This is a genomic window from Siphonobacter aquaeclarae, assembly GCF_900103285.1.
GTDB lineage: Bacteria > Bacteroidota > Bacteroidia > Cytophagales > Spirosomataceae > Siphonobacter > Siphonobacter aquaeclarae.
Genome location: NZ_FNGS01000008.1, coordinates 113,633 through 127,125 on the forward strand (window position 1 = coordinate 113,633; position 13,493 = coordinate 127,125).

Annotated in this window: 10 protein-coding genes; 4 read left to right on the plus strand and 6 right to left on the minus strand. The window is 56.6% G+C overall.

Features of this window, described 5'->3' with window-relative positions:
* Positions 1 to 411: 411 nt before the first annotated feature.
* Both BLR09_RS19945 and BLR09_RS19950 read right to left on the minus strand, forming a co-directional pair.
* Entirely contained in the window at positions 412 to 1,923 is a 1,512-nt protein-coding gene (locus tag BLR09_RS19945; protein ID WP_093207154.1) for a M28 family peptidase, read from the minus strand.
* An 88-nt stretch (positions 1,924 to 2,011) separates the two neighbouring features.
* Positions 2,012 to 3,313 (minus strand): adenylate/guanylate cyclase domain-containing protein, encoded by a 1,302-nt coding sequence (locus BLR09_RS19950; protein WP_176785623.1) that lies wholly within the window; start codon positions 3,311 to 3,313, stop codon positions 2,012 to 2,014.
* A 135-nt stretch (positions 3,314 to 3,448) separates the two neighbouring features.
* Here BLR09_RS19950 and BLR09_RS19955 point away from each other — a divergent pair, with 135 nt between their 5' ends.
* From BLR09_RS19955 to BLR09_RS19970, 4 genes are all read left to right on the plus strand, one after another.
* A complete protein-coding gene (locus tag BLR09_RS19955; protein WP_093207159.1) occupies positions 3,449 to 3,973 on the plus strand; it encodes a DUF2911 domain-containing protein in 525 nt (174 codons plus the stop codon).
* A 204-nt stretch (positions 3,974 to 4,177) separates the two neighbouring features.
* Positions 4,178 to 5,176, plus strand: coding sequence for a Gfo/Idh/MocA family protein (locus tag BLR09_RS19960; RefSeq protein WP_093207162.1), 999 nt, complete (start codon positions 4,178 to 4,180; stop codon positions 5,174 to 5,176).
* A 32-nt stretch (positions 5,177 to 5,208) separates the two neighbouring features.
* The gene (locus BLR09_RS19965; RefSeq protein WP_245689964.1) at positions 5,209 to 6,384 is read left to right on the plus strand and encodes a DegT/DnrJ/EryC1/StrS family aminotransferase; all 1,176 of its coding nucleotides are present in this window, start codon (positions 5,209 to 5,211) and stop codon (positions 6,382 to 6,384) included.
* Positions 6,385 to 6,393: 9 nt separating this feature from the next.
* Positions 6,394 to 8,691, plus strand: coding sequence for a hypothetical protein (locus BLR09_RS19970; RefSeq protein WP_093207167.1), 2,298 nt, complete (start codon positions 6,394 to 6,396; stop codon positions 8,689 to 8,691).
* A gap of 164 nt (positions 8,692 to 8,855) precedes the next feature.
* Here the strand turns inward: BLR09_RS19970 and BLR09_RS19975 are convergent, their stop codons facing one another.
* From BLR09_RS19975 to BLR09_RS19990, 4 genes are all read right to left on the minus strand, one after another.
* On the minus strand, positions 8,856 to 9,743 hold the full coding sequence (locus tag BLR09_RS19975; RefSeq protein ID WP_176785624.1) for a glycoside hydrolase family protein: 888 nt from the start codon (positions 9,741 to 9,743) through the stop codon (positions 8,856 to 8,858).
* A gap of 143 nt (positions 9,744 to 9,886) precedes the next feature.
* On the minus strand, positions 9,887 to 11,503 hold the full coding sequence (locus BLR09_RS19980) for a M28 family metallopeptidase (RefSeq protein ID WP_093207169.1): 1,617 nt from the start codon (positions 11,501 to 11,503) through the stop codon (positions 9,887 to 9,889).
* A gap of 235 nt (positions 11,504 to 11,738) precedes the next feature.
* On the minus strand, positions 11,739 to 12,758 hold the full coding sequence (locus BLR09_RS19985) for a zinc-binding dehydrogenase (RefSeq protein WP_093207172.1): 1,020 nt from the start codon (positions 12,756 to 12,758) through the stop codon (positions 11,739 to 11,741).
* 14 nt (positions 12,759 to 12,772) lie between these two features.
* Positions 12,773 to 13,471, minus strand: coding sequence for an orotidine 5'-phosphate decarboxylase / HUMPS family protein (locus BLR09_RS19990; RefSeq protein WP_093207174.1), 699 nt, complete (start codon positions 13,469 to 13,471; stop codon positions 12,773 to 12,775).
* Between the last annotated feature and the right edge of the window lie 22 nt (positions 13,472 to 13,493).

Here is a 13,493-nt window from a genome sequence, read left to right on the forward strand (position 1 = left end):
ATTTCCGGTGAAGGAGACACAATCCGGCAGGAGCGCGAACAGGCCCGGATAGGTTGGTTTCATACGAATGGCGGTTCTATATGTTTATGAAATTGGCGGAGACCTTGCGGGGCCTTGCGTACAAAAATATGATTTTTTTGATAGAGCCAGCAGGGTATGCCTTTTTTTGCCTGAAATGGCAACATATTCTTTAACCGAGTCTATTTCAAATTGAAATTGTTAAAAAATGGACGTTCGGCCGGCTATTTTCTCGTTCTATCTACGAAAAACAGGGCCGGATAGGTTCGCCGGATTTTGTAAAATTCCAATACCGGCAGGCAGGCGGAGGTATCCCGGCGCGGGAAAAACGCCCGTAGCACAAGAAAAAAGCCGTTTCCGGAGAAACGGCTTTTTTCAGAAAGAAGACTCAAATTACTTGTACAGCTCCTGGGCTGCCGGTTCGTATTTGTCTCCCTTGCTCCACTGCGGCCGCGCCGGCAGGTTGGCGATGAGCCGGGCGGCGTATGCATAGGTCTGGCAGAACTTCAGCAGATAATCGTAGCTGATCGTGTCCGGGTTGTCAGAAACCTGGTGGTAGTATTTGTAGATCTTGTCGTCGAATTTGTTGAAGCCCGGCGTGATCGTCGGCGCCGGTACACCCTTCGCAGCGAAGCTCACATTGTCCGACCGGTCAAACAATCCCTGCTCCGGAGCGGGGTCTTCGTTGACACGCAGCCCAAAGGCTTTGGCCGCCGCTTCGATCTCTGCTTTGGCGCCTGTACGCTCGAGGCCGATTACCGTCACAAGCGTGGTGTCGTTATAGCCCGCGCCGTCGCTGTTGAGGTTGAAAATGCAGGATTTCATCGGTACCAGCGGGTTTTCGGCATAGTACTTGCTGCCGAGAAGTCCCATTTCTTCTCCCGTAAAGTTCAGAAAGAGTACAGAGCGCTTCGGTTTGACGAGCGAAAGCGTTTTGGCTGCTTCGAGGACCGCCGCCGTGCCGAACGCATTGTCACGCGTGCCGTTGAAGATGCTGTCGGCCGCAGTGAAATTTCCGCCGCCGTTTTTCCCGGTGCCGACGTGGTCAAAATGCGCTGAGAGTACTACGTATTCGTTTTTCAGCGCCGGATCGGTACCTTCAAGTACAGCGGCGACGTTGAACGACCGCACCGGTACTTTCTCCTGTCCGGGTGTTTCGCCGGAAATCTCCTTTACATGATCCCGGTTGAATCCCTTCGAGGCCGTCCCGCCGATCCAGAGATGCGGCATGGCCGGTTTTTCGCTTTTCTCGGAAGCAACCCGTACGCGGTCGCCCGCGAAGTAACGCACCACGATCTGCCAGGGCAGTTGCGGCGGGAGTACCTCGATCAGTGCGGCAGCGCCTTTGTCGGCGGCCCATTTGACTTTCTTTTCGGAAAGGTCAAAACCTTCCTGCGGGTTCTTGGCTTCGGCTGTACCAAACTGGGCGACGACAATCTTGCCCTTCACATCCAGACCCTGGTAATCGGCCTCGGTTCCGTAGGCGGCAAAAACGACGGGCGTATGCGCGAACGTGGTCTTTTCTCCCGAAAGAAGGATAAAATGCTGTTTGACTTTGAGAGAATCCGATCCATAGACCAGTAGTCCCTTGTTATCGGAAGCTACTCTTTCCAGCGCCACTGCCTGAAGGTAATCCGCCTGGGTTCCGGCAGGTTTCAGTCCAAGCCGGCGGTATTGCTCAGCGATATACCGGGCGGCGACGTTATTGGTGATTTCACCCGTCCGCCGGCCCAGCATTTCGTCTGCGGCGAGGAAGCGGACGTGTACACCCGGGTCTTCGGTTTTTAATTGAAATTCAGGAAGGGCAGGCGTTTTGGGAGTAGCCTTTTTCGGTTTCTGCGCGATAGCCAGCGAACTGGTCAGCACGCATCCGGTCAGGACTGCAGCGTTGATGAACGATCTCATGAATGTGTGGAAATCTGAAGTAGTTTCCGGCAAGATAGGGAAATGCAGCTGATATCGGGTTTGAAACAGGATAGACGGCGCTCCGGGTTTACGCCAGTTTCCACAGAAATACTTCCTCTTCCATACCCTTCAGGTGGACCGCTCCGAGGGGCGTCGCACCGGCAGGTGACGCAGTCAGGTCGTCGAGTACCTGCTGGGAAACCAGTATCTGCGAGCCGAATTCCTTATTGAGACTTTCGATGCGGGTAGACTGAATGACAACACTACCCGTCAGACTGTACTGCTGCCTGAGCTCTGTTCCCAGGTTACCGGAGACTGCTTCCCCAACATGCACGCCAATGCCGATGCGGGTCGGAATCAGCTGCTTGTCGCGCACGGCCTGCTGTATTTCCGCGAGAATATCCAGCGCCGACGCAACTGCCGCGGCAGACGGGTTCTCTACCGGCGCGGGCGCCCCGAAGCTGACCATGCAGCCGTCGCCCAGAAACTGATTGACGATACCGTGATGGCGGGTTACAACGCCGACGATGATACTGAAAAAGGCATTCTGATAGGCGACGACCTCCTCGGCCGTGTGTTTTTCCGCGAAAGCCGTAAACTCCCGGATATCCAGAAACATGACCGCCACCCGTACCCGGGCGCTTTCAATATGGCCCTGGTTGCTCACGATTACCTCTGCGACTTCCGGCGATACCTGTTGCCCGAAAATGGTAATAAGCTGATTCTGGGATTCCATGGACTCGATGGTTGTCCGGATACTCTTGTTGATCTGACGGGCTACGTACCCTGCCGCAAACCCGGCCAGAAAAAGCAGGGTACCCTTCCCGACATACGGCAGCGGGTGGTACAGCTGGGCTTCGGCCGGCAGGGGTGTATTCTTCAGAAAATACAGGCTCAGCAGCGTGTATTCCACGGCGGCGATCAATCCCGTGAAAACCGAGAGAATGAGGCTGAGCCGCAGCGTCGACAGAATAATGAAAAAGAAATAGAAAGACGCGAGCGGGGAAATCATCACGAAAATCTGCCGCGTGAAATCCTCCGACGAAATATAGAGGACCAGCGTCACAGCCGTCACCTCCACGGCGGCATTCACAAACTTGACAGCCAGCGGCAGGTCCTTGTTGAGGTTTACGAGCCGACCGATGGACCGGTAAACACCCCATTCGTACACGGCCATAATGACCAGAAACACAATCAGGGTACGGAAAAAGGTAAGCTTGAGGGTCTCGTCGGTGACGATACCCCGGAAGAGAAAAAGCAGCGAGGTTCCGACCGCGAAGAGCGTCGCCAGCAGGGCAGCCCGCTGCTGCTCCCGGCGGAGATTTTCGATGCGGAATTGCTCAGCAAAAAAAGGACGAACTTCCTCGGTTCGCCGGTATCTTAAACTCATGTGTGCATGTGTATGAAGACAAACTTCGCGCATTCCCGAAGAAGAAGCGAATACACCTGCTAAAAATTGGTCCGTCCACGTAAAGAATTAGCCGAAGAAGCGTTCTTTTGTGTGTCACAAAACCATTTTACATCCATGAAAAAAGCGATTTTCACCTTTTTGGTGACAACCTTGGCCTTTACCACCGCAGTGTTTGCTCAGGAAGACAAGTCGAAACGCCCCAGCCCTCCGGCAACGGCGTCCGCCAAAGTGAATGGAAAGACGATTACCATCAACTATTCTCAGCCCTCCGTCAAAGGCCGCGACGTCTGGGATCCGAAAGGAAACCTCGCTCCTTACGGTAAGGTTTGGAGAACCGGCGCCAACGAAGCGACTACCTTCGAAACGTCCGGCGCCCTGAAAGTAGAAGGCAAAGACCTCCCCGCCGGAAAATATTCTCTCTTTACCATCCCCGGCGAAAAAGAATGGACGATCATCTTCAACAAGGTTGCCGAACAGTGGGGACACTACAAATACGACGAGAAGGAAGACGTACTCCGCGTGAAGGTACCCTCGCACAAATCACCCAAGGCAAACGAGAAATTCGTGATCGAAGCCGCCAACTCAGGAACTATCTCGCTGGCGTGGGATAAGACGTTGGTGGATTTTAAGGTGAAATGATGGCTTCGCGTTTTCAGTTTTCGGTATTCCGTTTTCAGTTGGACTCAGGAATACCAGTCGTATACTTACTGAAAACAGTAAACCGAAAACAGAAAACCGATTAAAGTTTCTCCCCGGACCCTCCCAGTCCGGGGTTTTTATTAACAGGCCTGATAGCCTGATGATTCTCCCTTTCTGTACTATAACCAAGTTGATACCTCCTGTATGAAAGTAAAGGTTGCCGTTGTCGGATTCGGCTTCATGGGTATGACCCATATCGCCCAGATTCTCCGGAATGAAAACGCCGAGCTCGTCGCCCTGATCGTCCGTGACCCTTCGTCTGTTTCCCGAAAACTCCGGGAAGGGGCCGGAAATTTTGCGATCGAAGGAATCAGCGAAGAAGCCCTGGCTGCCGTGCCGGTGTACCCATCCCTCGCCGAGTGCCTGGAAAACCGGGAAGTAGACGCCGTGCACCTCTGTGTACATACCGATCTGCACGTGCCGATGGCCCTGGAAGCACTCGAGCGCGGCCTGCATGTGCTGGTCGAAAAGCCCTTCACGCTTGATGTCGCGCAGGGAGAAGCCCTCATCCGCCTCGCCGCGGAGAAGCAGCGCATATTGATGGTGGCGCAGGTAGTCCGGTTCATGCCCGCCTACCGCCGGTTGAAGGAATGGCTCGATGCCGGTACCTATGGTGCGTTACAGTTTCTCTCGCTGACCCGGTTTACCGGTGAACCGGCCTGGGGGCAATGGCAGGAAAAGAAGGCTGACGGGTCTTCCGGCGGCGCATTGTTTGACCTCGTCATTCATGACATTGATTTTGCCCAGTATGTACTCGGCTTGCCGGAGGAGGTACGTTCTGTCAACCTGCCCGGCGCGCTGAGTCCGCACGACTACGTCTCTGCAACCTGGACCTACGCCAATGGCGTCACGGCCCGGATCGAAGGCGGCAATATTTTTCATACGGCCTTTCCGTTTCAGGCCGGGTTTACCGCCCGCTTCGAACAGGCCAGTGTTCAGTTTACCTCGATGAAGCCGGAGGTCATTCGCGTGGCGACGGCCGACCGGCTCGAAGAAATTCCGGTCGAAGACGCCGGAATCGGCTTTTACGAGGAGATTGCCCGTTTTTATGCCAGTATACGGTCCGGAAAGGCCGACGCGGTATGCACCCCCGAATCGGCACTGGATACGATTCGCCTGTGCTACCGGCATGTGTCGGGCTGATGAATAGCCTGTTTTCAGAACCTCTAACTTCTATGTCCGTTCCTTCTTTCTCCTGGCCTCAGTTCGACGAAACCGAAGTGCAAGCCGTTGCCGACGTCGTCCGCAGCGGAAAATGGGGTAATCCCGACTGCACGGAAGCCGTTGCCGATTTTGAAGAGGCCTTCGCCGGCTACTGCGGCGCCAGTCATGGCGTTACCTGTGTCAACGGTTCTGTCTCGCTCCGCCTCGCTCTGATGGCCTGCGGCGTCCGGCCGGGAGACGAAGTCATCGTTCCGCCGTATACCTTCATCGCGACGGCCTCCACCGTCATCGAGGTCAACTGCGTACCCGTTTTTGTGGATATCCATCCGGATACCTATAACCTCGACCCGGCTGCGATCGAGGCGGCAATTACCGAACGGACAAAAGTCATTATTCCGGTTCATTTCGCCGGACTTCCCTGTGACATGGACGCCATCCTCGGCATTGCCCGCCGGCATAACCTCCGGGTCATCGAGGATGCCGCCCATGCGCATGGAGCGGAGTACAAAGGCCGGAAGCTGGGCTCCATCGGCGACGCCGGCAGTTTCAGTTTCCAGTCTTCCAAAAACCTCACCAGCGGAGAAGGGGGTATTGTCATCACGAATAACGACGACCTGCACCGGACGATGGCATCGCTCCGGAATGTCGGCCGGTTGCCGGAAGGACAATGGTACGATCACTTCAACCCGGGCTGTAACTACCGCATTACCCAGTTGCAGGCGGTATTGCTTTCGGCGCAGCTGGCCCGGCTGGAAGCGCAAACCCTTCAGCGGGAGGCGAATGGCCTGTATCTCGACGAGTTACTTCGGGATATTCCCGGCATCCGGCCGTTGAGCCGGGGAGATGTACCCATCCGCCATAGCTACCACCTCTATATCTTCCGGTATGATGCTTCTTTTTTCGGGGGAATGAGCAAACAGGAGTTCGTACAGAAGCTGGCGGCAACAGGTGTGCCCTGCTCGGGCGGCTATCCGCATCCGTTGTACAAACAGCCTGTTTTTCAACATAAGAACTTTCTCTGTTATGCCATTCCGGAGTCGGTCGACTATGCAAACGTGCATTGCCCGGTTGCCGAAAAGGCCTGCAGCGACGAAGCCGTCTGGATATTCCAGCATGTATTGCTCGGGACCCGGGCCGACATGGAATGGATTGCCGGACAGATACGCAGTCTTCAAACCTCACACTAACTCCAATACATGAAGAAGCTGTTTTTGCTCGCGCTTTGCCTGAGCGTGGCACCTCTTTGGGCTCAAACAGACCTGAAAAAGGCAACTATTGCCGTTTCATCCTCCATTCCGCTGCCCATGCGGGAGACCGCCCCGCGCATGCTCCGGGAGGAAATCACCAGTCGTACCAAACTCAATCCCGGCAACGGATTTTCGGCAACGACCATCGCGCTGGTGCTGGCGGGCGACCGCGACTTGCAGGGGAGACCGGTACCCGCCGGACCGGCCGTTGATAAGGCGGAAGGCTACCGCGTAGTAAGCGAAGCCGGCGCGAAAGGGACGACGATCTGGGTCATCGGCGCCGACGCCCGCGGCGTTCTTTTTGGTGCCGGATGGCTCCTTCGCCACCTGCAGATGGCCGCCGGTACCCTCACGCTGCCCGGTGCGGTAGACGTAGCAAGCGCGCCGAAATACCCGATCCGGGGGCACCAGCTTGGCTACCGGCATACGGCCAACTCGTACGATGCCTGGACCGTCCGGCAGTTTGAGCAGTATATCCGGGAGCTGGCCATTTTCGGCTCAAACGCCGTGGAGGGGATTCCTTTTCACGAGGAAGAAACGAGCAGCCCGCATTTCAAGATCTCGCCAAAGGAAATGCGGATCCGGATGAGTGCGCTTTGCCGTGATTATGATATGGATTATTGGGTCTGGACGCCGGTGACCTTCGAACTCACGGATGAGGCCAAACGCAAGGCGGAGCTGGCCCTGCATGAAGAGTTTTACAAGGCCTGCCCCCGGCTGGACCATATCTTCGTTCCGGGTGGAGACCCCGGCGACAACCATCCCCGGGAAGTGATGCCCTTCCTGAAAGACCTGCACGACCGGCTGGTGAAGTACCATCCCAACGCCAAAATATGGCTGTCGCTGCAAGGCTTCAGTGTGGAGCAGATCGATTACTTCTACCGGTACCTCGATCAAAACAAGCCGGCGTGGCTGGAAGGGCTGGCGCATGGTCCGGGAAGTCCGTCGTTGTCGGAAACCCGCTACCGTCTTCCGAAAAACTATAAACTCCGTCAGTACCCGGACATTACCCATAACGTACGCTGCGAGTTTCCGGTAGAACGCTGGGACCAGGCCTATGCCCTTACCCTGGGTCGTGAAGCCGCCAACCCGAGACCGTTTTTTGTTGCCCGGACGCATGCCCGCTATGCGCCGTTTACCGACGGTTTTGTGTCGTATTCGGATGGCTGCCACGACGACCTCAACAAAGTCGTCTGGAGCATGCGTGCCTGGGATCCGGAAATGGATGTCAACGAAATCCTGGCTGACTATACCCGTTTTTTCTTCGGTCCTTCGGCAGAAGCGCCGGCAGCAGCCGGGCTGACTGCCCTGGAAGCAAACTGGGCCGGTCCGCTCGCGGAAAACGGCGGAGTAGAAGGGACGCTCTCGTTCTGGAAAACACTCGAAGCCGCGCACCCGGCCCTGAAATCCAACTGGCGCTGGCAGCTGTACCTGATGCGGGCCTATTACGATGCCTACACCCGTCGCCGCCTCGTATACGAAACAGGCCTCGAAAAGCAGGCTAATGACCTTCTGGCGCAGGCGGGTACGCTTGGCGCCGGCAAGGCAATGGACCTGGCCCTGGCGAAAATCAACCAGGCTGACAGCGCTCCGATCTCTCCGGATCTCCGGAAGCGGATCGAAGACCTGTGCGCTGACCTGTATGCCAGCATCGGTCTGCAAACCAGCGTACCCAAACACCAGGCAAAAGGGTATGAGCGTGGTTGCGTGCTTGATTTTGTAGACTATCCTCTCAACAACCGTTGGTGGCTTTCGGACGAATTCGGCCGCATCCGGCAATGGACGGATCCTGCCAAACAACAGGCCCGGCTTCTTGAGATCGCGAAATGGGAAAACCCCGGTCCGGGTAGTTTTTACGACGATATCTCGAGCGTCAGCAAAGGCCCGCGGGTGAAAACGATTTCGGACGACGCGACCGATATCGCCTGGTGGGACAATGGCAAAAGCCGCGCACGCCTGTCTTTCCAGACCTTCCAGCGACTGCCTGAGCTGGAGTACGACTTCCTCGATCCCGGTGCGCAGTACCGCATCCGGGTGGTGGGGTCGGGCGACGCCCTGCTGCGGGTAGACGGCAAGCGCCTCGAACCGCTCGTCTATTCAAAAGAAGAAAACGGGGTGAAAGAGTGGCTCATCCCCGATGTACTCACCCGCGACGGCCAGATCCGCGTCACGTTCGACGGCCCTGAAGAATCCCAGCTTAATTGGCGCAAGCAGTCGAAGATTTCAGATATCTGGTTGTTGAAATAGCAGGGGGCAGAGAGCATGGGGCAGAGGGTAATGCCGCGTGTCCCTGACCCCGAAGGGGTCTAACCCCATTAACCCCGGGCGTCAGCCCGGGGCCTACACCAGGCGGTCAGCCCGGGGCCTACTCCCACCGAAATGCACCCCAAACCCTCTGCCCCATGCTTCCCCTACTTCCCCGAAAAATACACATTCACCTCCGGGTGCATCGTATACAAACGGAACCCCTTCCCATCCGGGACGACGATACCGCTTGATTTATTCTGGCCGACAATCGGGTTGCCGGCGTACTTTTTCCAGTGAATAAGGTCGTCGGAAACGACGACGTTGACCGACCATTCCCGCCAGTCCTGAAACGCCGTCGCGTGGTAGTAAGCATAGTATTTGCCTTTGTGCCGGATGATCTGGTTGAATGCTACACCATAGCGGTCATACGCTTCCGGGCCTTTGCTGAGTACCGGTTCGTCCTGCACATTGGTCCAGGTTTTCAGGTCTTTGGACGTCGCCAGCCAGACCGCCTCATCGTTTCGTTCATAAAAGAGGTACCACGTTCCCTTTTCCTTCCATACTGCGGGGGTGCCGAAAGGACCCTTGGTCAGTGGCTGCCCGTTGGTATACCGGATGTCGAGCGGGCCGAGTTCCTTCCAGTGAATACGGTCGGCAGACGACAGCAAATGAGCGACATCGTCTTTCCCCTCCGCAAACATGTAATAGGTTTTCCCCTCTTTGTGGACAAACATATCCTCGACCCAGTCGGTAGTATGGATCGGGTTGCCGGTATGGCGGGTCCAGGTAAGGCCGTCGGAGGAAGTTGCCAGGCCGAGGTACTTCGTCGGGTCGCTGCCCTTTTTATAACCGGTATACCAGAGGTACCAGTTGGCGCCTTCGCGGAGAATGAAGCCGCGTTCCCGGATCTTGTCGTCCCAGGTACCTGTACCCGTCGCCTGAAAAACAGGATTTCCCGGATGTGCCTTAAACCGCACAATTTCCGGCGGAAATTCCTGCGCCAGAACGGGAAGGGAGAGAAGGGTGAGGGTGAGGAGGCGAAGATACTGCATCGTGTTTTCAGTTTACGGTTTGCTGTTTTCAGTTTCGGGTGAATGACATTCCGGTGTGCCGGAAGCCACTTCCGGGCCAAACAGAAAACAGCAAACCGTAAACTGAAAACTCCCTTTTACTACCTCCCAATCCCCCAAACCGACTACTTTTTTTTCATCATACCATCCCGGGCTGCTTTGAATTCCGAGCCGGGCTTCCAGCCGGGGAAGGTCGTTTCGTTGGAAAGCCTGTAGCCAACATTGAAGAGAATACGCATGTCTTCCACAATACCGGACAGATTCCAGTTGCGGTACTCATCCGACGGCGCGTGGTACCGGCTGAGGTTGTATTCTTCTTTCTGTGCCTTGCCCCAGTCTTCGCCGTGCTGAAGGGAGACGACGCCGTTTTCGATGTAGGCAGAGGGTACGCCGACTTTCGCAAAATTGAAGTGATCCGACCGGAAGTACCAGCCGCCCGACGGATTCGGCTCCGGCCGGGTGAAACGACCCTGTTTCTTCGCTTCCGCGTCGATGTATTCGTCCAGTTCCGACTGCCCTTTTCCGACGATAATCACATCTTTCATCCGGCCAAACGGCTGAAGTACGTCGATGTTGATATTGGCGACGGTCTTGTTCAACGGAAAAACGGGATGCGTGGCGTAGTACTCTGAGCCGAGGAGACCCTGTTCTTCCCCCGTTACACTCAGAAAAACAATCGATCGGGCCGGCTTTTTCTTTTGCAGCGTGAACGCTTTGGCGATTTCCAGAATCGCGGCAACGCCCGATGCATTGTCGGCAGCGCCGTTATAGATAGAATCTCCCTTGATGGCCTCGCCCTTGCCGAGGTGGTCCCAATGGGCGTTGTAAATGATGGTTTCGTCCGGGCGTTGTGTTCCGGGTAAAACGGCGATGACGTTGCGGGAAGTGGACTGGCGGATGGTATTCCGGATTCCCAGCGAAGCTTTTACGTGGAGAGGTACCGGCTTGAAGCCTTTCTGCCCGGCATCCCGCATGACTTCCGGCGATACCCCGGCGAGTTGGAAGAGCTTGCGTGCAGCATCCTGCGTGATCCAGCCTTCCACGGCGGCGCGGGAGCGGTTCTGGTCGGGCGTCTGCAGGTACAGTTTCGATTTTGACCAGCCACTCCGGACAACACTCCACCAGTAGCTGGCAGCTTTGCTCTCGTGGATAATCAGGACACCGGCAGCGCCCTGACGTGCGGCTTCCTCGAATTTGTAGGTCCACCGGCCATAGTAGGTCATATTATTGCCCCGGAAAAGGGTACTGTCGACGAAGCCGGGGTCGTTAACCATCACCACGACCGTCTTCCCTTTTACATCGATACCGGCATAGTCGTTCCAGCCGTATTCCGGTGCGACGATACCGTATCCCACAAAAACCATTTCCGAATCCTGAATCTTTACGTTTTCCTCGATACGGCGGCTGCCGGCTACAAAGTCGTCGAGGTAGTTGAACGAAGCCGAACCGCCCGCCGCCGAAAATACCAGCGGACCGGTAGGTTTCGACAGAATATCCACCATCGGAACATCCTGGAAATAGCTTTTGCCGTTTCCGGGTTTCAGGCCCAGTTTCTGAAATTCAGCCCGGAGGTAGTTGACGGTGGTTTCCTCGCCGGTACTAAAGGGTTTCCGACCCTCAAAGGTATCAGAGGCGAGTTGTTTCATGTGCTGGTCGAAGGCCTTGCCGTCGATGACCCGGTCCGGGTCACCCGATTGAAAAGCCAGCGCCACGGGAAGTAAAAGAGCCAGTAGTCTGTTCATGAGGAAATCAATTTCCTCAAAGATGGGGGAGGGAGGGGCTTTTAGCAATAGGCTTAAAGCAATAGGCTGTAGGCAATAAGCTTTAAGCCGTCCGAATCCAATGCGTTCTTTGCCGACCCATAAAAAAAGCCATAGGCAAGCCCGGGTAGCTTGCCTATGGCCTATTGCTTATAGCCTATAGCCGACTGCCGATCACCGAAAGCCGACTACCGATCGCCGAAAGCCGACTGCCACCCTACGGCTTCAACACACTCTTCACCACTTCTCCCGAATGCATTTTTTCGAAGGCTTCGTGCCATTCTTCGAGCGGCCAGACGCCGCCGATGATCGGGCGTACGTCGAGCTGGCCGCTGGCCAGCAGCGAGATGACTTTCTCCCAGATCGGCCAGTTGTGGCTGAAACTGCCCTGAAGGGTGACATTTTTCTGAACGAGGGGATCCAGCGAAAAGCCCAGCGGTTGCGGTCCCCAGCCGACTTTCGTGATATGTCCGTTGGGGCGAACGAGCTGAAGCGCAATTTTCAATGTAATGCTGGAGCCGGCGGCGTCGAGGATAACATCAGCGCCCTGGCCGTCGGCCGCAAAGGCCCATTCCGACGCGTCGCCGATGATGGCTTCGCACCCGTATTGCTTCGCAATTTCAAGGCGGTGGCGATCGGCTTCCAGCCCGACAACCGCCACCTGTGCGCCGCACAGGCGGGCTACCGCTGCGCAGAGGATGCCAATGGTTCCCGGTCCGAGGACGATGACACGGTCGCCCGGCTTGATCGGCGAATTGCCGACTACCGCGTTGTAAGCCACGCAGCAGGGCTCCGTCAGGCACGCCTGCTCAAACGGCAGCGAATCCGGAATGCGGTGAAGGCAGCGCGCCGGAACGCGGACGAACTTGGTCATCGCGCCGTTGACGCCATAGCCGAAGCCCTTTCGCGTCGGGTCCAGGTTATACAGGCCCTGGCGGCTGAGCGGGTTTTGCGGATCGATGACGGCGGCGGTTTCGCTGACGACGCGGTCGCCGGCCTTCCAGCCCGTCACCCGGCTGCCGGTATGGACAATGGTACCGCCGAACTCATGCCCGAGTACGACGGGATAGTTGACGTGCCAGCTGTGATCGGCCGTCCACTGATGGAGGTCGCTGCCGCAAACGCCGACATTCGCTACCTCCAGGAGTACATCCTCTTCTCCGATTTCAGGAACCGGAATTTCACGTATTTCGACGGAGCCGCGCTCTGCCGAGAAATTAACTACTGCTGCGTTCATGGAAAGGGGTGGAATCAAACGGCAACGTCGCCGTAAGCATGGATCTTTTCGCAAATCAGTCGGAGGGAAGCTTCCAGGTTGCCGTCGGCCGTCTTGAATGCATCGGCATCGATGGTCAGCGGAGCGCCGAGCACCACCAGCGGAGCTCCGTAGGCCGGGCACTGGATCGCCTGCTCCAGCGAAAGGCCGCCTACAGCCTGCACGGGTATGCTGACGGCATTGACGACATCCCGCAGCTGGTCGAGCGGGCTGGGCATCCGAAGACCCTGCGCCGCAATGCCGCGGCGCTCGTCGTAGCCAATGTGGTGGATGATGTAATCGCAGCCGAGGTCTTCGAGCCATTTGGCGCCGGCGACCATATCCTCCGAAATCATGTTATCTCCCATGACTTTCACACCGAAGTCTTTTCCGGCCTGAACCACGCATTTGACCGTTTCGGCATGGGCGCGGGCCATCACCACTACGTGCGTAGCGCCGGCCTTGGCCATCATTTCCGCTTCGAGGTAGCCGCCGTCCATCGTCTTGAGGTCGGCCACGATGGGGACGCCGGGAAACGCCTCCCGGAGTTTCCGGACGCCGTGAAGGCCTTCTGCCAGAATAAGGGGCGTGCCGGCTTCGAGCCAGTCAACACCGGCGCGAAGGGCAAGGGCCGCCGTTTCCAGCGCTTCGTCGATATTGGTTAGATCCAGGGAGATCTGAACGATTGGGGACATGGTAGTATAGAACGGTAGATGA

Coding starts and splice junctions, on each gene's coding strand:
- BLR09_RS19945 (WP_093207154.1), bottom strand. CDS start 1,923: ATGAGATCGTTCATCAACGCTGCAGTCCTGACCGGATGCGTGCTGACC.
- BLR09_RS19950 (WP_176785623.1), bottom strand. CDS start 3,313: ATGAGTTTAAGATACCGGCGAACCGAGGAAGTTCGTCCTTTTTTTGCT.
- BLR09_RS19955 (WP_093207159.1), top strand. CDS start 3,449: ATGAAAAAAGCGATTTTCACCTTTTTGGTGACAACCTTGGCCTTTACC.
- BLR09_RS19960 (WP_093207162.1), top strand. CDS start 4,178: ATGAAAGTAAAGGTTGCCGTTGTCGGATTCGGCTTCATGGGTATGACC.
- BLR09_RS19965 (WP_245689964.1), top strand. CDS start 5,209: ATGTCCGTTCCTTCTTTCTCCTGGCCTCAGTTCGACGAAACCGAAGTG.
- BLR09_RS19970 (WP_093207167.1), top strand. CDS start 6,394: ATGAAGAAGCTGTTTTTGCTCGCGCTTTGCCTGAGCGTGGCACCTCTT.
- BLR09_RS19975 (WP_176785624.1), bottom strand. CDS start 9,743: ATGCAGTATCTTCGCCTCCTCACCCTCACCCTTCTCTCCCTTCCCGTT.
- BLR09_RS19980 (WP_093207169.1), bottom strand. CDS start 11,503: ATGAACAGACTACTGGCTCTTTTACTTCCCGTGGCGCTGGCTTTTCAA.
- BLR09_RS19985 (WP_093207172.1), bottom strand. CDS start 12,758: ATGAACGCAGCAGTAGTTAATTTCTCGGCAGAGCGCGGCTCCGTCGAA.
- BLR09_RS19990 (WP_093207174.1), bottom strand. CDS start 13,471: ATGTCCCCAATCGTTCAGATCTCCCTGGATCTAACCAATATCGACGAA.